The following is a 20,253-nucleotide window of genomic DNA, read 5'->3' as shown; positions in this document are numbered from 1 at the left end:
GCCTGATCGGGCGCTAACCGGTGTGCCCTTCATCAGCTCAAGCCGGGGGCCCTTTTACGCGAAAACGCAGGGTCCCGATTCCACGGTCATTGACAGCCATGGCCAATCCTTCGACGATCCGGTGCGGCGTCAAACGCGACGGTCAGGTTGTTCTTCACCAGGGCGCTGTCGACGCGGGGCAAGGCTCGAACACGGTCATACCGCAGATCTTCGCTGATGCGCTGGGGGTCGGGATCGATAGCTTGACGATTGTCGGCGCGGACACGAGCTTGACGCCCGACTGCGGCCGTACGTCCGCATCGCGCCAAACGTTCGTGACGGGAAAGGCTGCGCAACTCGCGGGGGAAGCTCTCCGAGCTGAGATATTGCGACTATCGAATGGTAACCTCATATCTACTTTGGAGATCCGCGACCGCAGCATCGTGGTTCACGGCGACAGCGAGATTCGCACAATTTCCCTGGAAGATATGCCCGAAAACGATTTTGGCTACGTCCTGATGGCCGAAGAAACCTTTGATCCCGACACAACGTCGCTGGGAGAAAACGGGCAAGGCTCACCCTACGCCGTTTACGCATTCGGTGCGCAAATCGCCGAGGTCGAGGTGGACCTTGAACTGGGCTACGTCAAGGTGGTGGGGTTCGCCGCGGCTCATGACGTCGGGCGAATGGTCAACCCGACGCTTTTGGAAGGTCAAATTGAAGGGGCGATCGCCCAGGGCATCGGGCAGGCGTTGTTTGAAGATTTCGTCCCCGGCAAGACGGAAAATTTCCATGACTATTTGCTGCCGACATCATGCGACGTGCCGCCAATCGACGTGACATTCATCGAAGAACGCGCCAGTGCGGGGCCGTATGGCGCCAAGGGCATCGGAGAGCCGTCGCTGGTTCCGACCGCCGCGGCCATCCTCAACGCCATCCGCGACGCCACGGGCTCCCGCGTTTTTGAAGTGCCCGCTACGCCCGAACGCGTGTTGGCCGCGATCGATCGTGATCGCCAGAACCAATCCTCCTTTGGCAATTGCGGGAGCGCTCGGCTACGCCGTTGAACCGTCGTGTGTGGTGAGTGCGCCGACGACGCCGGCGCCCACCACACCCGCAGGCGTTCAGGGCTTATCGGCTGCTATCCCCAACAGTTTGCCGACCCCGAGGGCGTCGGACGGCATGCAGGATGGCTTATATCCGAACTGCGTCCCGTCGCGAGATTTTTGGGGGTTGGGAACGGTCAGAGTTCCTGCTTCGTCGGACGGATACGCCCGGCCCGGGAATCCAGACCTTTCGTACTGCCGCCATCCTGAAAGCCGAACTCGGTGGCGATGACCACGCCGTCCCGGACGGGCGCGAGCGCCTCGCCGACGAGGGCTTCATTTATGCAGCGCGGATTATCCGAATGCCGTCGTCATTCGAGACACCGGGGCCATAGCCGTAGCGCAGGCCCATGCAGCCATAGCCAAGGGCCGAAACCTTCAGCCCACTCTTTCCAAGTTCACGTGGTTGCATGGGACTGTTCCCTTTCCAGGATTGAGCGGTCATGCCCGGCCGCGATATTGATCCTCCGAGACCTGTTCCAGCCATGTAACCGGGGAGCCGTCCTGCGATTCTGCTATGGCGATGTGGGTCATGGCGGTCCTGTCGGTTGCGCCATGCCAGTGCCGTTCCCCAGGCTCGAACCAGACGATGTCGCCGGGCCGGATTTCCTCAACGGCGCCGCCCTCCCGCTGCACCCAGCCGAGGCCGGCTGTTACGATCAATGTCTGCCCGAGAGGATGCGTGTGCCAGGCGGTGCGCGCGCCAGGCTCGAAGGTCACGGTCGCTCCGCCGACGCGGGCAGGCGCCTGCGCCTGAAACGGCGCGTCGATGCGAACGGAGCCGGTGAAATAATCTGCCGGCCCTTTGGCGGACGGGGTCGTGCCTGCCTTGGTGATTTGCATAAGCGAGTTCCTTTGGTTCGGTGCAACGAAAACGACGATAAAGGCGATGTCCGAAGTGGCGTGCGCCTGTCCTGCCCGACAAATAGAACAGGCCCGTTTCATTTCGAAGCAGACCTTCGTTCGTCGCACAATGGACGGCTGCAAGGCCATAAACGGACGGCTGCTTTTTGATGAGTTCGGCCTGAAGCCGCGATGATCGCTGCGTCCGCTGTCCAGAAGATCGAATTGAATTCAACCTTCGACTGCATCAAGCTCGAAGCCCGTTCCTGATCGTTTGTCCGGCATGTTTGAGAACCGCTTTCCACTCTTCGAGCTGTACATCGTACAGACCCAGCCCGCGCAGAAGAAACAGCCCTTCGACGGCCAGAATCGCCTGTCGTGCATCGCGGCCATGGGATGTGTCCGGCTCGAAGAGTTCGAACAGCCTTCGGTAAAAATCACGCGCCGGGCCGATCATATCCGGGGCATGAACCAGAGTGACCATCAGGAAGGCCGCCTGCCGGGCGAGTGAATCATCCTCGGCCAAAGCTTCCTCGACATGGGCCAGCAACTGTCGATCCTTCGCTGGTTTGGGTGTGCCTACACGTTGGTCCACGGCCGTCTGGAACCGTGTCATCTCCCGCTCCAGCGCGGCCGCCACCAGAGCGTCCTTGGTCGCAAAACTGTAAACGAGACCGCCCTTGCTGATCCCGGCGCGCTCCGCGACCGCGTCCAGTGTGAAGTTCCGCCCACCGGTTTCCAGAATGAGAGCGTCCGCCGCGTCGAGGATCCGGTCCGGGTCGATCTCTTTTTTTCGCGCCATGGAATTTTCCTCTTTCTGGCTGGTCAGCCATTTTTCGACTGGCCAGTTTTATTCGGCCGGCCTTCCCCCGACAAGAGCAGGGCCTTTCAGGTCCGTTCCGCTCATCATCATTGTAGGAGCGGTCACCGTCTTCGGCGCAATGGCTATCGACATATATCAGCCGGCATTCGCGGAGGTGGGCGGTCTCTGGACACGGCTGACCGCCGTGCGCTTTCCGCGCGCTCCCCGCTTATCCCGACCGAACGATTGAAAGGATAAAGCTACCGATGGCGGAAAGGATGTCGTGACAAGCGGCACGGGCAGGCCAATACTCATACTGGCAGTCGTCGTCTCTTTGAGACCAATCGTTGTGACAGCAGGAGCATACTGCAATGACCACGCACAAAGTCGGCTATTTCATCGGCAGCCTCGCCAAGGAATCGATCAACCGCAAACTCGCCAGGGCGTTGGTGCGCCTGGCCCCGCCGGAGCTGGAAATGTCGGAGATATCTTTCAAGGATCTGCCGCTCTACAGCTACGACTATGACGCCGACTTCCCTCCGGCTGGTAAGGCGTTCAAGGCGGCGATTGCCGCAGTCGACGCCGTGCTGTTCGTCACCCCTGAATACAACCGCTCCATCCCGGGAGGATTGAAGAACGCGATCGATTGGGCGAGCCGCCCCTATGGCGCCAATTCGTTCACGCACAAACCGTCGGCGGTGATTGGCGCCTCGCCAGGCGCGATCGGCACCGCCGTCGCCCAGCAGAACCTTCGCAGCGTGCTGGGTTTTTGCAACTCCCCGCAGATGAATGCCCCTGAAGCCTATATCCAGTTCACGCCGGGGTTGGTCACTGACGACGGGGAAGTCACCAACGACAGCACGGCCGACTTCCTTCGCGCCTTCATGCAGGATTTCCATGTCTTCATCGCAAGGGTGCGCTCGGTCCTGCCGAAGAACGCCTAGTTCCTGCCCGGCGCTACGTGGTGTCATAACGCCGTCACTCGGCGGGCGGGGACGGCAGCTTCAAGGAATTGAGGTTCAGCCTCCCCGGTGAATTTTTGCGGTTTGATTTCCGACTGACTGGTCTTATATATTTCAGACTGGCCAGTCGAATAACGATGGTCATCCAGGTTTCAAGCGTCTCCGGCCACCCGCCGGAGTTGAGAACACAGGAGCTTTCATGGCCGTCTCCAGACGTAACTTCATCCTCGGCGCGGGGAGCGGTGTCGCGGGCGCAGCGATCGGCGCCGGGGTCGGCGTCGGCTTCATGTCCGGCCGCGGCTGGCAAATAAACTCTGCCATCCCCCGCGCTTTGCCGGTGCAGACGCTCACCGAACTGCCGGCAGAGGCCGATGTCGTGGTCATCGGCGCCGGCATCGCCGGCATTTCCGCAGCGCTTTTTCTGAATGAGAAAGGGCTCAATACCGTTCTGCTCGAAAAAGGTGTCGTGGCCGGCGAGCAGTCGGGCCGGGCCTTTGGCTGGATTTATTCCAATGGTTGGGATCTCGGCAAGCTGGAACTCACCAACCAGTCCAAAACCATTTGGCAGGGCTTTGCGGCGCGCTTCGGCGAGGATATCGGCTTTCGCCAGTCCGGCAACTTCTCGATAATGGGCTCCGACGAGGAACTCGAAATGCATCGCGGCTGGCTGAAATCGGCACTCGAGATTCAGCCGCAGATGGACGCCAAAATTGTTACCGGCACCGACCTCGACGCGCTCATTCCCGGCGCTGGCTCTAGGTTCAAGGCGGCGCTCTACCAGGCGAGCGACGGCACGGCCGAACCGAACTATTCCGTTTCCAAAATCGCTATGGGCGCCATCCGCGAAGGCGTGAAGATCGTCGCGCCCTGCGCGGCCCGGTCCGTGGAGCGCGAGGGCGGCAAGGTCGCGGGCGTCCATACCGAGAAGGGCTACATCAAGGCCAGACATGTCGTCATCGCGGGCGGCGCCTGGAGTTCGCTCTTTGCCGGCAATATCGGCGTGCGGGTCCCGCAATTGGCGCTTGCCTCCTCCATGCAGCGGCTGAGCCGCATCGAGGGTGCGCTGCCGGGAGCCGGATACGGGCCGGACTTCGCCTGGCGCATGCAAGCGGACGGCGGGACTTCGGTCGGCGTCGGTATGAGCACGGCCCCGATCACCAGGGACAGTTTCCGCTACCTGTTCGATTTCGTGCCAACGCTGAAATATTCGGGAGGCCTGGTCAAAGTGCGCCTGAGCAAGGACTTCTTCGAGTCGCTGCGGATGAAATCGAGCTGGACGAATGACGAGGTCACGCCGTTCGAGCAGGTGCGCATGCTTTCAGCCGAGGTTGACCGCCACGAGAACGATGTGGCGCTCGCCAATCTGCGTCGTGCGTTCCCGCAATATGAGAAGGCCGTGGTCATGGAGGAATGGGCCGGTATGATCGACGCAACGCCGGATTCGACACAATTCGTGACCGACATTCCGGATTTCCCAGGGCTCTTCCTGATCACCGGCTTCTCCGGCAACGGCCTGACCACAGGGCCTGCTTCCGGGCAGATGATCGCGGAAATGATCGCTGGCGAGAAGACCACTTGCGATCCGTCCATCTATCGCTTCGATCGCTTCACCGATGGCTCGGAATTCGTCTTCCGGCATTGAGCGGCCGATGTCGCGGGCTACTGGGCCCGCAATGTCGATCCCGCCTTGGCCGAAACAATGCCGAGGCCAGCGCAGCGGCAGGTTCGAGTGAAGCAAAAAGAAAAGGCTCCGGGCGAAGACGGAGCCTTTTGCAATCGGAAGCGAAGCCCTCTCAGATAAGGGCGTCAGCCGATCAGGCGGCTGGTTTCTTGCGCGTTCTCTTCGCAGGCGCGGGCGCTTCTTCCTGCTTCTTGCGCCCAAGCCCCATCTCCTTCGCCAGTTGCGAACGTGCGGCGGCATACGCCGGGGCCACCATCGGATAATCGGCGGGCAAGTTCCACCTCGCCCGATATTCCTCTGGGGTCATGCCGTGATGGGTCGCAAGGTGTCGTTTGAGCGATTTGAACTTTTTGCCGTCTTCAAGGCACACGATATGGTCCGGCGTCACCGACTTCCTGACGGGCACGGCAGGTGCAAGCTTTTCTTGTTGCGGTGCTTCCTCGATGGCGCCGGCGAGGCTTTTTAGCGACTGGTGAACTTGCGCGACCAGTGCGGGTAAGTCGGAAACTGGGACAGGATTGTTCGACACATAGGCTGAAACAAGATCGGCTGTCAGTTCGACAAGCTCAATCTGTCTGTTTTCCGCGGGTTCTGTCACGATGTACTCCTGTAGAGGGCATTTATCCACCCCGCGCTGCTATGACATGAGTTTTGCAGGGAGCGCAAGAAAAGCTTTCTCTCCCGTGTCGGGACCATGTTCTTTGCGTAACTCCAGAAGGCGGTTCTGGTTACCCGCCATACCCTCTTATTGAGCTCGCAAAGCTTTCAAGGCCAACGATGATGAGTTTATTGGTTTGCGCCCACCATCTGCCGGGACGGCTTCGGCGTGACGGAATTCGGCTGGGCGAGAAGTCCCGCCAAACCGCCTATCGGTCGAAGCGGCCTCCGATGAGCCGGCTCCATTCCTCGCCGGCGAGGCCGTTGAGGAAGGCCTGGCCGTTGAGCATCGCCTGGAAAATCTCCGGATCGCGGGAGTGGACGACCGTGGTCGTGGCAGGCAGGAAGGCAATGCGCCTGACCAGCATTGCGGTCAGCAGGGCGGGTTGGCTGCGCCCGCGCAAGGCGGCGACGCCGCGCGCTGCGGCATGATCGCTCAGGCAATCAATGACCGTTCCTTCCTGTCCGGGCCGGGCCAGCACCTGCAGCACGCGGGCCACGGAACCTTTCTGCGGATAGTAGGCGAACGCTCCGACGGGCGCGCCATTTGCAGCAGTGACGCTGGCAAGCACCATGTTTCCCTGACCGGTCTTCTGCGCTGCATCTTCCAGCATATGGGCGAGCGGCATGTCCGCCCATCGCGGCCTGAGCGCGAAGTGGGCCGTCAGGGGCTCGAGAAGACTTGTGAAGGTGTCGCGGTCGATTTCGCGCACCTGCATTCCCGGCGAAGCCAGCCCTTCCGCCGGAGTCGCCGCCCACTGAACCCGTCTGGCCGGCAGTCGCTTCCGGTAAAGCCTGTCGGCGGCGGAGGCGAACGGCCTGAACAATCCCGCCAGGCCAATCCGTTTGCTGGCCATGTCGAGGACGAAGCTGGACGGCCGGATGATCCGGATCCAGTCCAGACTGTATTGGGGAGCGGGCGTCGCACGCAGGCGCGTCCACATCTGCGTGGACATATGGTTGGCAGTTTCGCTGAAGGACAGGTCCTGAGGGCCGTTTGCGAAAGCCTTCAGGAGGCGTGCTCCCGCCATCGGATCGCGGTTGCCTTTCTCCACCATGAGGGAACCGCTGATCGCTGCTCGCAAAAGCCGATTCTGATATATCATGGGCAATATATGGACGCCAATAAAGCCGGAAACCTTTCCGTCATCATCGACATGGACGAGCGATCCCAGATCATCGCCGCAGCCCGGCCCCTCAAGATAGAAGCCGCGCATATAGTCTTGCAGCGCGGCCGGCGCATCGCCCTTTCCATTGCGCAAAACACGATGCATCATGTTGGCGATGACCGGGAGGTCACGTTCCTCAAGAAAACGGATCGCGCTCAAATCCGGCTCCCTTCAGGTTGCTCCGGTTCCGGGGCGGTCACGCCAGCAGTGATGGAGCCGCAACGGCGAACAAAGCCAGTTGCTGTCCCTGTCGTCTGCCCGAAAGCCCAGGAGTGTGACATTGGTTTCCCCAACCCGAGCCTTTATTATTCACGGAGCATCAAGATCGGGTAAACGGAGCTGTAACAGTTCGGTCGGATAACAGCCGTGCAGATGCGAGGTTGTTCAGGACTGTAGCCGGCCTCGGCAGGCTTTCACGGCAGTGTCCGGGCGGCTATCCAGGCAGGAATTGAAACACAAGGGCAGGGCGCGACATGACGGTTCTGGTGACTGGAGGGGCCGGCTATATCGGCAGCCACATGGTGTGGGAACTGCTGGATGCGGGGGAACGGGTTGTCGTGGTCGACAACCTCTCCAAAGGGTTCGACTGGGCGGTTGCGCCCGAGGCGTCGCTCGTCAAAGGCGATGTAGCCGACACGGATCTGATCGGCGGATTGATCCGCGAGCACGCGATCGATGCCGTCATCCATTTCGCGGGCTCGATCGTGGTGCCGGAATCGGTCGCCGACCCTCTTGCCTATTACCAGAACAACACCTGCAAGACACGCACGCTGATCGAAACGGCGGTGCAGGCAAACGTGCGCAACTTCATCTTCTCGTCCACGGCCGCTGTTTATGGCGGCGCCGGAATCGAGCCGGTGAAGGAAAATGCGCCGCTTGATCCGGAATCTCCCTACGGCCGCTCCAAGCTGATGAGTGAATGGATGCTCCGCGATGCGGCGGAAGCGCACGATCTCCGCTACACGGCCCTGCGCTACTTCAACGTCGCCGGCGCCGATCCGAACGGACGCACCGGCCAGTCGACGCCCGGCGCCACCCATCTCATCAAGGTTGCCTGCGAGACGGCGCTGGGCAAGCGGCCTTTCATGCAGGTCTTCGGCACCGACTACCAGACGGCCGACGGCACATGCGTGCGCGACTACATCCATGTCAGCGATCTCGTGCGGGCGCATCGGCTGGCCCTGCAACGGTTGCGGGCCGGCGGCGACAGCATCATCGCAAATTGCGGTTACGGCCACGGCTATTCGGTCTTCGAGGTCATCGAGGCGGTGCGCCGGGTGCATGGAGGCGACTTCGATGTGCGCAACGGCCCGCGCCGTCCCGGCGACGCCGCTTCGGTGGTCGCCAACTCCGATCTGGCGCGTCATGAGCTTGGCTGGGCTCCACAGCGCGACGATCTCGATCTCATCGTCGCCGACGCGCTGGCATGGGAGCGACGCCTGCAGACCCTGAATTCAGCGCGCGGCTGACTACCGGCTTAACCTGATTTTAAGCCTGTTTGCGCATCACTTGTTTACCATCCGGCAAAGTGCCGCGATCGCTTTCGGAGCCCTTGCGCATGGCAACCCTCTCAGGCGAAAGGCCTGATCGCAACCCGACGCCGGGTCGCCGGATCGATTCCACGATCGATCTTTACGGCCTTGGCCAGACGCTGTGGCGTCGCCGGTGGACGGTTCTCGTCTGCCTTGTCGCCTTACCGGTGATCGCCTGGTTTGCGCTGTCGGCGACGACCCCGCGCTACAGCGCGACTTCCCGCATTCTCATCGATCCGCGCGAGCAACGCATCGTGCAGAACGAAATCATCCAGCAAGGCGTTGGCGGCGACATGGCGCTGGTCGACAGCCAGATCGAGGTCATCGCGTCCGAGACTGTCCTTGGCCGTGTCGTCAGGGATCTTCATCTCGAAACAGACCCGGAATTCGCCGGCGACGTCACGGATCCGCACCGCGCCTTCGATGCGGCGCTCGGAGGCCTGGCGCGGGCCCTCGAGGTCTCGCGCCGTGAAAACACCTATGTCATCGAGATCAGCGTCACCGCGCAAGAGGCCGCCAAGTCGGCGCGGCTCGCCAATGCGATCGCACAGGCCTATGTCGCCGACCAGATCTCGTCCGCGGCCAATTCCGTACGCGATGTCAGCACCGCCATCCGCGGCCGTCTCGCTGAATTGCAGGCGCAGCTCAATGAGGCGGAAGGAAACGTCGAGACCTTCAAGCGCGAGCACGGCATATCCCAGACCGAGGGGCAGCTTCTCGGTGACCGCAGGCTGACAGACCTCAGCGTGCGCCAGTCGGAGGCGCTTGCCCGCGTCAACGAAACCACGGCCCGGTTGCAGGTGCTTGAAGAAGGACTGCGCACCCGCGGCTATGTCGGCGCCACGGCCGCCGATGCCGGAAGCGCGATGGGCGCGTTGCGCACGCGGCTGGCGGACGCCCGCCAGCGGCTCGCCGATCTGCAAAACGTCCTGGGTCCGCGCCATCCGCGTGTCACGGCCGCCATGCAGGAAGTGGCGCAGGCCGAGACGGCGATCCGCGAGGAAAGCGGGCGGCTGGTGGCGGCCGCGCGCGACGACAACAGGATCGCGATCGACGCGCTGAACAGCATCAACGCCGCCTTGCAGGCGGCGCGGGAAGATTCCTTCACGACCAACGAGAACCTGATCCGGCTGCGCGAACTGGAGCGCGAGGCGCAATCGATCCGTCTGGTCTACGAATCCTTCCTCGTGCGCGCGCAGGAGACGGCGCAGCAGGAAGGCATCACCGCGCGCACCGCGCGCGTCATCGCCGAGGCTGCCGTACCGGTTTCGCCCTCTTTTCCCCCCAAGGTCCCGATGTTGATCGCAGCCGTCGTGATGGGCCTGTTCATCGGCATTCTCGCCGCGATCCTGCGCGATTTCTTCGCGGGTCTTCTGGGACGCGGACCTCAGGCCGTCCCGCTGGTGCCGCGCAAGGGCGCCGACACGATCGTTAACGGCCTGATGCTGGTGACGACGCTCGGCAAGCCTGAAATGGCCAGGCGCGGCGCTCTCGATCTGGCGCATGGCGCCCTCACGCGCGGTCGTAGCGCCATATTCGTCGACCTTGCCGCCGACGCGCCGAAAACCGATCCGGGGTTCGCCGAAATCGCGCTGGGCGAGGTCTCGGCTTTCGGTGCGGTGAAGGCGGATCATGAGAGCGGCCTGCACACGCTCAACGCCGGCCGCTCGCAGGCGCTGGCAAGGCTTTCGCGAGACGCCGTGTGCAATGTGCTGGAGGCGGTGGCGGCTGAATATGACGATGTCGTCGTCAATATCGGCGAACTGGAGACGGAGCATGGCCTCGCCGCCCGCACCGCCGCCGAGCTGACGCGCAAGGCGGCGCTTGTGGTTGGCGGCGACACGGCCGGTTCGCAGGAACAGCGCATGGCGCAGGCCCTGTCCAATGAAGGGGCGGTGGCCGTTTCGCTTGTCGCCGCCGGGCAGGACAACCACTTCGACAAGGTGGCGTGATCGGTCCGTCCAGGCAACGAGGCTGCGGAGAACAGAACGACATTCATGATTCTGATGAAGCAGAAGAGGGACGGTCAGGTGCAACTTAATTCATTGCAGCAGGCGCGAGGTCTTGCAGCGATGGCGGTTGTCGCGTTCCATCTTTCGATAATGATGGCTTTGCCCCGCTATCTGGGTCAGGAGCTGTTCACGGACTATACCCGGCGCGGCAATCTCGGTGTCGATTTCTTTTTCGTGCTGTCGGGCTTCATCATCATCTTCGCCCATGGTCACGACATCGGACAGCCGCATCGCCTGCGCAATTATCTGACGCGGCGTTTCGTGCGGCTCTTTCCGGTGTACTGGGTCTATGTCGGGGTGTTCTGCCTGTTGGTCGCAATGGGATTTGGCGCCTCGGCCACCATTCCCGAAACCTTCAGCCAGTGGATTTCCACTTTCACGCTGGTCCGGCTGGACAACCTCACGTTTCCGATCGCACCGGCATGGACGCTGGTCCATGAGCTGGCATTCTACCTCGTTTTTGCACTCTTGATCGCCAGCCGGCGAGCAGGCATCATGGTGTTCGGACTCTGGATGGTGGCTTGCGTGGTGCTGGGTGAGCATCCCGACTACCATGAGCAGACGCCGTGGACGACCTATCTTTCTCCGCTTAACCTGAACTTCCTCGCCGGAATGCTGGCTTACCTCGGCTGGAAGCACGGTAGGCCCGCCATCGTCAAATGCGCGTTTCCCGCCGGTCTTGTGATGTTCGCCGCGATTTATCTGGCTGAGCAAGGGGGGGTGCCGTATGGCTCGGCCCAGCCTGTCTACGCAATCTCGTTCGGGCTCCTGATCGCCGGGGCCGCCGCTCTGGAATCCGGCGGACAATGGCCGTCAGGGCTGCGGCTGTTCAATCTTATCGGCGATGCCTCCTATTCGATCTACCTCACCCATCTGGCGTTTCTCGGACTGACCGGCAAAATCTTCATCAGGCTTTCGGCTTACCTGCCCTTGTCGCCGGAACTGATTTACCTGCTGGTCTTTGCCGGCACCGTCGCCTGCGGCTGCCTCGCGCACCTTCTCGTCGAGCGTCCCGTGATCGCCATCTGCCGCAGGCGGCTGCCCGGCAAGCCATCACTCGCGGTTCAAGGAGCGGCATGAGGCTCCGAGCGTGTGCCGCAGCCGCTTCCGAAAACTCCACACCGGGCAGTCCACCGTCTTTCATCGGCGAGCAGAATGATTTTGTGCAGAAGCAATGCGAGATCGGTGACGGTTGAGCATGGCTAACAACGCTCTTCAGCCCGGCGTCTACCGGTTCCAACCGGCTATGATGACGCTTCCTTTGAGTGTGAGGTGGTGCGGCTGATGGCGAAGTGCGTGAAGCCGATATAGACCAGTGTCTGCAAGCCCCACGCTATGGCGCGGGCTATGACGATGCCTTTCGCTCCCTGATCCTGAAACAGCCATGTGCCGATGATGAAGGTTGCCGCCCATCCGCCGGTGATCGAAAGCCCTGTCCACATATAACCCGAGGAGACAGGAACCTGCCCGAGAGGCAATGCGCAGGCGATCATCGCGGCGGCAAGGACCACGATCATGAAGATCGGCCAGTCGCGTGCGGGGTCGAGCTTGAACAGAAGCAGGAACCAGTCGCCGAACAGCATCATCACGGCGACGAAGCCTATGGCGATGGCAAGATTGGCGCCGATGCTCATCGCCAGAATGTTGCGCACGCGGCGACTGTCCTTTTCGCCGAACCCCGACGAGAGCATCGGTATGAGCACCTGCACCACGATCTGCGGAGCGAACAGCAACAGCGTCTCCAGTTGCATGGCGATGAAGTAGAGGCCGACCTGCTCCAGCCCGTCCGGCTTGTTGACGATGATCGTCGTGCAGATCCAGTTCACCGGTTCGTAGAGGAGGCTGGCGAGCAGCGCCGGTATGGCGTAGCGGGTTATCATCGGCCATTGCGACAGTGAACCGCTGAACGAGAAGCGGATGCCGCGCGAGCGCAGCCCATGCAGCATCGCAGGTGTCGTGATCATGCAACCCGCGAGATAGGCGAAGCCGAGCGCCGCAAAGCCGCCTGTCAGCCCGTAAAGGTAGAGGCCGGCCGGAACCGAACCGATCATCAGGATGCCCATGATCATGTCGAGCCGGGCTGTCGTCCTGAATTCCTGGAGCCCCCTGAGTATGGCGGTCTGCACATTGTTGAGCGCGCTTATGGCTATGATCGGCGAGATGACGCGCAGATAGAATGCAAGCCCGGGCTGCTTCAGGATGCGCCCTGCGATCTCGTCCGAGAACACATATATGGCGAGGGCCAGCGCCACCCCTGTTCCGCCGGCGAGAAGCACCGCCATGCCGGCGAGCCGCCCGGCAGTATCGGGTTCGGTTTTGGCGAAGGCCGCGATGTTGCGCGTGGCCATGAGGCTGACGCCGGTGGCCGCCAGCATGCTTGCCGACATCAGCGTTCCGTAGGTGACGGCGAACTTGCCGACGGATTCGATGCCGAACCAGTGCGAGATCAGGACGGTGGTGATCAACGGCGTCAGCCGCACAGCCACCGTGCCGAGCGTCGACCAGATGAGCCCGAAGCCGAATGTCCGGAGATCGGCCGACCGGGTAAACAGTTTTCTCAGTGGCAGCATGAATCCTCTTATCCGCCTGCAAGCGCGCTTCGCAGGCCAATAGCAGCAATTTATGAGGCAGCGGTTAGCGAGCGTTTTATTGCCCGGAAACCTTGACAATGCCCAGAGGCTGGCAGACGGAACAAAAAGACGGCGGACAGCGAAATGGACGCCGGACCAGTTGGGATGTTCAGGACGCGGTTGCGACAGGGGAACGGATTGACTTCAAGAGGCGAGAGCGCTCCCTTTTTCCTGGCGCGCGCCGCAAAGCGCGGCGCCAACAGCTACGGCGTCATCAGGGTCATCGCGGCTGTGCTCGTAATCTGGACCCATTCCTACGCGGTCGTCCGCGGCGCGGACGCCTGGGAGCCCCTTCGGGATCTGACCGGTTATTCGCTGGGAAGTCATGCCGTCAACATATTCTTCTCCCTGTCCGGTTTCATGGTGGCGTCAAGCTGGGCGCGGTCGCGCGACGTGGCCGACTTCGCGCTGGCCAGAATCCTGCGCATCATGCCGGCTCTCGTCTGTGTCTGCGGGGCGATCGTGATCGTGTCCGGCCTGTTCCTCACCAACGTGTCGGCTGGCGAATACTGGACGGTTGCAAATATCGGTCCTTTCCTGGCCAGGAGCCTCCTTATCTTCTCGTCTGAAACCACGCTTGCAGGGGTTTTCCAGGATAACCCCTGGCCGGGTGTCCTCAACCTTCCCATCTGGACCATCCGCTACGAGGTGATCTGCTACGTAAGCCTTATAATCTTCATGCTTGCGCTTGGTTTCCTGAAGGTGGGGGTGGTTACCCGCCGGCTTCTGCTGGCGACTATTCTGGGCGTTTCCTGTGTCTTGTTGCTGCTGCCCGAAATGACCGGGCACAATGAACTGGTTGCGCGATTGGCCCGGCTCTTCTTTGCATTCTACCTGGGGGTGACCGCCTGGTTCGAGCGGGATCGCATCAAGCTGTCCTTTCCATGGTTGCTGGCCATCTGGATTCCGCTGGCCTTTTGTCTGGCGTCCGGATCGCTCCTGAAATTGCCGCTGGGAATGGTCGCGGTCGCCTATCTGAGCTTCTGGCTGGGCAGCTTTCAGGCCGGTCGGCTTCAGGATGCGGCCGATCGGACCGATCTTTCCTATGGAATATATGTGTGGGGGTTTTTCCTCCAGCAGTGCCTCATCCAGTTTTTCCCGGGGCAGGGAGTCTTCGCGAACGCGATCTCAGCCACCTTTCTGGCGGCGCTGTTCGCGTGGTTTTCATGGACGCTGGTGGAGCGCCCGGCGCTGAACCTGCGCTTCCGTCTGCGGCGGCGCGGTTCCGACACCACGCAAGCAACGGAGATGCACGTACAGGGCGTCTCCGGCCGCCGCGCTTTGCAGCCAGATGAAACGAGCTGACGCTGCACAGCGCCAAACTCCGCCCGTCGGCCAGACAGTCCGGAACCCAAGCCTCCATCTTGAACGGTTCAAGACTAATCCTTAACCGGGGTATGCTTGGGTCACAGTGTGATATGTTCGCCCGGCTGAGCGAATTGATTTATACCTGCAACGGTCCCAGGGAGCTTCAGGAAATATGACGTCGCAGCCGAGTACGGCCTCCAGCGTAACGGCGAAGGCCGTCGGATATCGAACGGGCTCGCCTTTCAAAGTCGAGAGGTTCGAGAAGCCCTCGGATATCGAAGCGGAATGGAGAGAACTCGAATCGGAGGGCGTCGCAACTGTTTTCCAGCGCTACGAGTGGGTGGATTCCAACGTGCGTCACGTCCTGCCTCACCTGAAGGCATGGCCCGCCATTGTTCTGGGAAGACTTGGGGGCCGGCCGGCCTTCATCCTGCCGCTGCAGATTTCGAAGAGCGGTCCTGTTCGTATGGCGACATGGATCGGCGGCGACCATTCCTCCTACAATTTCGGGCTGTGGAGCATGGAGGCGGTGGCGGCCATGGCGCGGCTGGAACGTGCCGAAATTGAAACCATGCTTGGCCACGCACTCGCGGATGTCGACTGCGCCTTTCTTGCAAGGACGCCCAGGCGACATGACGGTGTCGCCCAGCCGCTCGCCAAATTGCGGGGCCGCCCATCTCCCACGGAAGGCTATTCATTCGACCTTGCAGGCGGGTTCGCGGCGGTGCTGGAGAGAACGGATGGCTCCAGGCGCAGGAAAAGCATCCGCAAACAGGAGCGCAAGATGAGCGAGGCCGGCCCCTTGCTCTATGACACTGCGCGCGATCCCGCACGCGCCAGCGCGGCGCTCGATTTCTTTTTTGAACACAAGGGCCGGAGGCTGGTCGAACAAGGCAAGGCCAACAGCTTCGCCGAGCCGGGAGTTCAGGACTTCTTCCGTGAACTCCTTGAGCGCTCCCAGGGTATGGAAGAACCTCTTCTGGAGATGATGGAGCTTTCAGTCGACGGCAAGATGCGGGCGGTGAAAGGCTCAGGGATTCTTCACGGCCGTGTAAACGCTTACTTCTCCACCTACGCCCATGACGAACTTGTGTCTTTCGGGCCGGGGCGGACGCTTCTGTTCAGGCATATCGAGCAATGTTGCGAAAACGGACTGGCTGCGTTCGATCTTGGCGTGGGCTATGAAGAATACAAGACGCACTGGTGCGACGTCATTCACGAACTGGATGACATCTATGGCGCTTTCACGCCTCTTGGCTCCGCCACCATCGCGGCGATCCGCTGCCGCGAGGGGGTAAAGGACCTGATGCGGCGGAACAAATCTCTGTGGCGGCGCCTGAACCGGGCACGAGCGTATCTGTCTCAACGTTTTTCCGCATGAGCTATCCATGACGAGTTTGATCTTGAACGCTGAAGCGGAAGCTCCCGCGGTTGCCCCCGCACAGGGGGCGCTCGCCGGCATACGAATGCTGTTCGTGGCGCCTGACGATTATCCGGCCTTTCGCGTCGACCTTGTGGAGTTGTTTTCCAATCATCTCGTCGCTCGGGGGCTGAAGATCGACTGGAGCCTGCGTCCGGTTCAGGACGGCCCGGCGCGTGTGGACGAACTTGGCGCCGAGCGGTTCCATGTGGCGCGCCGCCAGGTATCGGGAAAATTTGGCGCGCTGCGCTACAGAATGGCGGAGAACTGGCTCCGGCTGAAGCTGGCATGGCGCGCTGCGCGCGGCGACTATGACCTGATCCAGATCAGGGACCAGCCTCTGTGGGCCATCACTTATGCTCTTGCCGGCAGGTTCTCCGGAACGCCTTGTCTGTTCTGGATGAGTTATCCGGTGCTGGAAGGACGGTTGCGCGACGCCCTGCTGAACCTGCAATCGATGAGCTGGCCTGCGCGGATTGTGCGGATCGCCTATGCGGTCATAGCCGACTTCCTGTTCTACAGACTTGCTTTGCCGCTTAGCGATCATGTCATCGTACAGTCCAGGCGCATGCGCGAGCGTGTCGGCTTTCGCGGGATACCGATGGAGAAGATGACGCCGATCCCCATGGGGGTCACGACCGAGCGCTATAACGCCGGCTCCGTCCGCTCGATCGAGGATCCGCGACTGGCCGGCAAGAAGAGCATGGCCTATCTGTGCGCCAATGTCGTGAGCATCCTGACCGACCTGACAGTCGACGCGCTGGCGGAACTGGTCGCCCAGGGCCATGACGCCGTGCTTGTCCTGATCGGTTCGGTATCCGAGCTTGAGCGGAAGGATATCGACGCCCGTACCGAAAAGCTGGGCGTGTCCGACCGTGTGATCTTCACCGGACGCCTGCCTCTGCCGGACGCCCTGGGCTGGGTGAAGCGGGCCGATGTATGCCTGTCGCCGTTCATGATGGATGCTGCCCAGCAGGTCGCCACGCCTACAAAGCTGGTTGAATATCTGGCCATGGGCCGCCCCGTTGTCTGTACGGTGCATTATGACCAGAACGAAGTTGTCCATGACAGCGGCGCCGGCTTTGTCACCGCCTATACAGGCAAGGCCATAGCCGAGGGCGTGGCCCGCCTGTTCGCCGATCCGCAGAAGGCGGAAGCTATGGGCGCCCGGGGGCCGGCATGGGTTAAAGCCAATCGCGACTACAGGCATCTGGCCGATGTCGTCGAACAAATATACATCGACTCACTGGATAAACGGCGGTCCCCGGCAACCCGTTCTGATTCGAAATAGAACCGCTGGGGCCGCGCTATGCGGCCCAGAGCTCCATGCTGTCGCACCGGGCCAGCGCTACGATGAACGCAGTTTTTTGACCTTGTCGCGCGCCGCATTTTTCACGGCGAGATACCGGCGCCAGAGGAGCCCGCTGGCGCGCACCATCGGGTTGGCGGAGGGGCGAACGGCGATCAGGAATTCTGCCATCGGTCGCCGGCCGGACCACAGATTGTCCATCAGACTATGCCCCGATGCGGTGCAGGAATCCACGCATGCGATGCTCGGATCGTTCATGAATGCAAGACTGCCTTCCACCTCCAGCTGCACGCCCGGCGACAGATTGGCGAGATCCTCGCGATAGGCGACCTTGTAGGCCCAGGCCCAGCTCCCGGAGCGGAAATTGACGGTCATCGCAATCGGTCTGGTGTCCAGCGTCAGGCTGTGAACGATGATGTTCCCTTCTGCCGCGCCTTCCCGGGCCATGGCCTCGAAGAAGGCGCGTTCGTTTTCTGAACAGCCTATGGCTGTACGGGTGCCGGATGGACCCTTCCAGCCCGAAGCCTCCAGTTCAATGAAGTCGTCACACCATTGCGCTGCGTCATGCCGCCCCTGATACGTCACGAACTCCACAGCACCCAGTTCCGACAGGCGTTGCCGGCATCGGCGCAAATCTTTTCGACGCTTTTTGCTGAGCCGTTCAAGAAAACTGTCCGGGTCGTTGCCGCCGGCCATGAGGAGGGAGCGCTGATAGCGTTTCGTCTCTTCATGAGCCAGCCCGCGATTTTCCAGGAAATCGAGCAGAGCTGTGGCGAAATTGGTGTCTGTGGGCAAACGTCTCCATCTCAACAGGTGGATGCCCTGTTCAGTCAGGGAATCGAACAGCGCCTCAATGTCGCTCCGGGAAGGATTTTGCGCCAGTGGCGTGGAGTCGAAGCAGTGCTTGTGGCCCCATATATGGCCAACCGTCGGCAGCCAGCCCGGTATACGTCGATCGACCGCCAGTGGAAGAGCGATTTGCTGGTCGCCGCCGACGAGGATGAAGCGCTCGTGGGGAGCCAGTAGATGGCGGCGGGCGTTGTCCTGCACCCACGGCTGGAAAAACGGATTTGGCTGCCTGGTCGATTGTGCGGGCACCGGCTGCCGGGTAAGAATATCAGGCTTCCCGCTCTTCACAGCTTAGATCCCCCGGCCCCTTGATTGAATTCATCTGTCAGAAGCGACATTTATACACTGTCAGAGGCCTAATCGGGGCGTCCTAATACATCATGAATGAGGCGGTGGCTCAGTCGTGCATTTACTGTGCGGGGATTGGACCAGCTGAACGTGAAGCCGGATACCCGGATACAAGGCGATTGGTGAACAGCATCCGGCCTTCCACGCTTTAGCGCCCGCTTCACCGATTGGAAAGCCTGACGGTGCTAGAGGTTTTGGGGCTTGGCGGATGGAGCGGGATGCACGCGAAACTGGCAATAGGCGGCAAATCGCCGGATCACTCAGCAGAAGGCGTTGGGCAGCCGCAACGGCGCGGGCTGGTCGACATGCTCCTTTTCCTCGGTGTTGTGGCGATGTTTTCGTTGTCCGGCTTCGCGCTGGAGTTTTTCGGCGTACCCTACAATTCGCCTGGCGGTTCGATCATCACAAAGATCCACCCCGCCACCTATATTTTCGTGCTGGCGCTTGGGCTGGCGGTAATAGCCAACCCCAACCCTGTCGCCTACATGTTCGATCTGATGGCGCGCTGTCTGGGCTCCACCTTCCTGCTCGTCGCCTGTATCCTGTTGTGGATATTCATCGCCCGCTTCAAGGGCGATCAGCCGGCGTCGTTCCTGATCGATGCGATCATGGTCGCGGCCATTATCTACATGCTGTTCGCCGATGTCGGAGATCACGCCCGTCTCCGTATCGCGCGCATCGTTCATACGCTGATGATCGTCAATTGCTGCCTCTCGCTGGTTGAAGGTCTGTCGGGCTGGCGTCTTTTCCCATTCGTGCTGAATGACACGGAGCAGGAGTGGGAATATCGTGCGACGGCGCTGCTCGGGCATCCTCTCGGGGGGGCGCTGGCGACCGGTGTCTACGCCATCGTGCTGACAACCGTCGGGGAAGTGCGCGGTCTGGGGCCCCGCTGGCGAGCGCCGATCATCCTGTTGTGCATGGCGGCGATGCCGTTTATCGGCTCCCGGGTTTCGTTCCTGATCGTTTACGCAACAGTGGCGGTGGTTCTGGGACTGAAATTCCTGAGGTTCCTCAGCGGCGCCGGGGTCACAATGCGGATGCTGGTCGCCGTATTGCTGCTCTTCCCGCTCGTCACCCTCGCCATATTCATCCTTTACCAGATGGGGATCTTCGACAACTTCCTCGATCGCTTCATCAACGACAAGGGCAGCGCCCAGAGCAGGGTGGTGTTGTTCAAGCTGTTTGAAGATATCAGCTTGCGCAATCTGTTGTTGGGTTACCACGACATCAACCTTGAGACGCAGGTGCGGCTCAGCGGTCTTGTTGAAGGCATCGAGAATTCATGGGCAGGCCACGCGCTGCGCTTCGGCGTCATCATGACGATTGTTCTGTGGTTCGGCATAGCCGGCTGGTTTGTCGACATGCTGCGCGCGATCGGTCGCGGGGCCGTTCTGCCTCTGGCCTATGTCTTCCTCATCCTTTCCACCACTGTGGGTATCAGCGGCAAGACCAACATGATGAGCGTTCCTGCGGCCATCATGCTGTCATTGATAGGCCGGAGCCGGGCTGCTGCTGCTGCCGCAGGCCAGGCCGGCAGCGCCAACGATGTGCTGTCTCGCATCGGGCGCGGCCCGCCGCTTGCCGGAGCAGGCGGTGTCCGACTTTCGCAGTGGTCGCCTTAAGTCGAACTTAGCATTTCACGG

Annotated in this window: 16 protein-coding genes and 1 pseudogene; 10 read left to right on the top strand and 7 right to left on the bottom strand. The window is 61.3% G+C overall.

Features of this window, described 5'->3' with window-relative positions; translation table 11 throughout:
- Positions 1-98: 98 nt before the first annotated feature.
- Positions 99-1,046 (top strand): xanthine dehydrogenase family protein molybdopterin-binding subunit, encoded by a 948-nt coding sequence (locus tag ABID44_RS16295; protein ID WP_354152762.1) that lies wholly within the window; start codon positions 99-101, stop codon positions 1,044-1,046.
- A gap of 197 nt (positions 1,047-1,243) precedes the next feature.
- On the opposite strand, the pseudogene ABID44_RS16290 reads toward ABID44_RS16295, so the two are convergent.
- The 3 genes and pseudogenes from ABID44_RS16290 to ABID44_RS16280 all read right to left on the bottom strand — a co-directional run.
- Positions 1,244-1,497: pseudogene (locus ABID44_RS16290) on the bottom strand (aldo/keto reductase); the annotation flags it as partial.
- Positions 1,498-1,526: 29 nt separating this feature from the next.
- Entirely contained in the window at positions 1,527-1,928 is a 402-nt protein-coding gene (locus tag ABID44_RS16285) for a (R)-mandelonitrile lyase (protein ID WP_354152761.1), read from the bottom strand.
- A gap of 247 nt (positions 1,929-2,175) precedes the next feature.
- Positions 2,176-2,730 carry a TetR/AcrR family transcriptional regulator gene (locus tag ABID44_RS16280; RefSeq protein WP_354152760.1) on the bottom strand — a complete coding sequence of 185 codons (555 nt, stop codon included), beginning with the start codon at positions 2,728-2,730 and terminating at the stop codon, positions 2,176-2,178.
- 371 nt (positions 2,731-3,101) lie between these two features.
- Here ABID44_RS16280 and ABID44_RS16275 point away from each other — a divergent pair, with 371 nt between their 5' ends.
- Entirely contained in the window at positions 3,102-3,674 is a 573-nt protein-coding gene (locus ABID44_RS16275) for an NADPH-dependent FMN reductase (RefSeq protein ID WP_354152759.1), read from the top strand.
- Positions 3,675-3,891: 217 nt separating this feature from the next.
- Positions 3,892-5,334, top strand: coding sequence for an NAD(P)/FAD-dependent oxidoreductase (locus ABID44_RS16270; RefSeq protein WP_354152758.1), 1,443 nt, complete (start codon positions 3,892-3,894; stop codon positions 5,332-5,334).
- A 172-nt stretch (positions 5,335-5,506) separates the two neighbouring features.
- On the opposite strand, the gene ABID44_RS16265 is transcribed toward ABID44_RS16270, so the two are convergent.
- Positions 5,507-5,971 carry a Ros/MucR family transcriptional regulator gene (locus ABID44_RS16265; protein WP_354152757.1) on the bottom strand — a complete coding sequence of 155 codons (465 nt, stop codon included), beginning with the start codon at positions 5,969-5,971 and terminating at the stop codon, positions 5,507-5,509.
- A 268-nt stretch (positions 5,972-6,239) separates the two neighbouring features.
- Entirely contained in the window at positions 6,240-7,358 is a 1,119-nt protein-coding gene (locus tag ABID44_RS16260; RefSeq protein ID WP_354152756.1) for a hypothetical protein, read from the bottom strand.
- Positions 7,359-7,672: 314 nt separating this feature from the next.
- Here ABID44_RS16260 and galE point away from each other — a divergent pair, with 314 nt between their 5' ends.
- From galE to ABID44_RS16245, 3 genes are all read left to right on the top strand, one after another.
- The gene (gene galE / locus ABID44_RS16255; RefSeq protein WP_354152755.1) at positions 7,673-8,668 is read left to right on the top strand and encodes a UDP-glucose 4-epimerase GalE; all 996 of its coding nucleotides are present in this window, start codon (positions 7,673-7,675) and stop codon (positions 8,666-8,668) included.
- An 89-nt stretch (positions 8,669-8,757) separates the two neighbouring features.
- Positions 8,758-10,683 carry a GumC family protein gene (locus ABID44_RS16250; RefSeq protein ID WP_354152754.1) on the top strand — a complete coding sequence of 642 codons (1,926 nt, stop codon included), beginning with the start codon at positions 8,758-8,760 and terminating at the stop codon, positions 10,681-10,683.
- A 54-nt stretch (positions 10,684-10,737) separates the two neighbouring features.
- A complete protein-coding gene (locus ABID44_RS16245; RefSeq protein ID WP_354152753.1) occupies positions 10,738-11,823 on the top strand; it encodes an acyltransferase family protein in 1,086 nt (361 codons plus the stop codon).
- A 164-nt stretch (positions 11,824-11,987) separates the two neighbouring features.
- On the opposite strand, the gene ABID44_RS16240 is transcribed toward ABID44_RS16245, so the two are convergent.
- A complete protein-coding gene (locus ABID44_RS16240; RefSeq protein ID WP_354152752.1) occupies positions 11,988-13,313 on the bottom strand; it encodes an oligosaccharide flippase family protein in 1,326 nt (441 codons plus the stop codon).
- A gap of 198 nt (positions 13,314-13,511) precedes the next feature.
- On the opposite strand from ABID44_RS16240, the gene ABID44_RS16235 reads away from it, so the two are divergent.
- The 3 genes from ABID44_RS16235 (at position 13,512) to ABID44_RS16225 (ending at position 17,392) form a co-directional block, all read left to right on the top strand.
- Positions 13,512-14,678 (top strand): acyltransferase family protein, encoded by a 1,167-nt coding sequence (locus tag ABID44_RS16235; RefSeq protein ID WP_354152751.1) that lies wholly within the window; start codon positions 13,512-13,514, stop codon positions 14,676-14,678.
- Between the two features lie 175 nt (positions 14,679-14,853).
- Positions 14,854-16,062 carry a GNAT family N-acetyltransferase gene (locus tag ABID44_RS16230; protein WP_354152750.1) on the top strand — a complete coding sequence of 403 codons (1,209 nt, stop codon included), beginning with the start codon at positions 14,854-14,856 and terminating at the stop codon, positions 16,060-16,062.
- A gap of 7 nt (positions 16,063-16,069) precedes the next feature.
- Positions 16,070-17,392, top strand: coding sequence for a glycosyltransferase (locus ABID44_RS16225; protein ID WP_354152749.1), 1,323 nt, complete (start codon positions 16,070-16,072; stop codon positions 17,390-17,392).
- 57 nt (positions 17,393-17,449) lie between these two features.
- Here ABID44_RS16225 and ABID44_RS16220 read toward each other — a convergent pair whose 3' ends face one another.
- Positions 17,450-18,547 carry a GNAT family N-acetyltransferase gene (locus ABID44_RS16220; RefSeq protein WP_354152748.1) on the bottom strand — a complete coding sequence of 366 codons (1,098 nt, stop codon included), beginning with the start codon at positions 18,545-18,547 and terminating at the stop codon, positions 17,450-17,452.
- A 365-nt stretch (positions 18,548-18,912) separates the two neighbouring features.
- Between ABID44_RS16220 and ABID44_RS16215 the strand changes: the two genes are divergently transcribed.
- Complete coding sequence (locus ABID44_RS16215; RefSeq protein WP_354152747.1) at positions 18,913-20,232, top strand: VpsF family polysaccharide biosynthesis protein; 1,320 nt, start codon at positions 18,913-18,915, stop codon at positions 20,230-20,232.
- Positions 20,233-20,253 lie beyond the last annotated feature (21 nt).

Source organism: Aquamicrobium ahrensii (assembly GCF_040545755.1).
Taxonomy (GTDB): domain Bacteria; phylum Pseudomonadota; class Alphaproteobacteria; order Rhizobiales; family Rhizobiaceae; genus Mesorhizobium; species Mesorhizobium ahrensii.
This window is presented reverse-complemented; position numbering and strand designations above follow the sequence as displayed.

Excerpts from the sequence above, each read along its gene's own strand:
- ABID44_RS16295 (WP_354152762.1), top strand. The coding sequence starts at position 99 with ATGGCCAATCCTTCGACGATCCGGTGCGGCGTCAAACGCGACGGTCAG.
- ABID44_RS16285 (WP_354152761.1), bottom strand. The coding sequence starts at position 1,928 with ATGCAAATCACCAAGGCAGGCACGACCCCGTCCGCCAAAGGGCCGGCA.
- ABID44_RS16280 (WP_354152760.1), bottom strand. The coding sequence starts at position 2,730 with ATGGCGCGAAAAAAAGAGATCGACCCGGACCGGATCCTCGACGCGGCG.
- ABID44_RS16275 (WP_354152759.1), top strand. The coding sequence starts at position 3,102 with ATGACCACGCACAAAGTCGGCTATTTCATCGGCAGCCTCGCCAAGGAA.
- ABID44_RS16270 (WP_354152758.1), top strand. The coding sequence starts at position 3,892 with ATGGCCGTCTCCAGACGTAACTTCATCCTCGGCGCGGGGAGCGGTGTC.
- galE (WP_354152755.1), top strand. The coding sequence starts at position 7,673 with ATGACGGTTCTGGTGACTGGAGGGGCCGGCTATATCGGCAGCCACATG.
- ABID44_RS16250 (WP_354152754.1), top strand. The coding sequence starts at position 8,758 with ATGGCAACCCTCTCAGGCGAAAGGCCTGATCGCAACCCGACGCCGGGT.
- ABID44_RS16245 (WP_354152753.1), top strand. The coding sequence starts at position 10,738 with ATGAAGCAGAAGAGGGACGGTCAGGTGCAACTTAATTCATTGCAGCAG.
- ABID44_RS16240 (WP_354152752.1), bottom strand. The coding sequence starts at position 13,313 with ATGCTGCCACTGAGAAAACTGTTTACCCGGTCGGCCGATCTCCGGACA.
- ABID44_RS16230 (WP_354152750.1), top strand. The coding sequence starts at position 14,854 with ATGACGTCGCAGCCGAGTACGGCCTCCAGCGTAACGGCGAAGGCCGTC.
- ABID44_RS16225 (WP_354152749.1), top strand. The coding sequence starts at position 16,070 with ATGACGAGTTTGATCTTGAACGCTGAAGCGGAAGCTCCCGCGGTTGCC.
- ABID44_RS16215 (WP_354152747.1), top strand. The coding sequence starts at position 18,913 with ATGCTCCTTTTCCTCGGTGTTGTGGCGATGTTTTCGTTGTCCGGCTTC.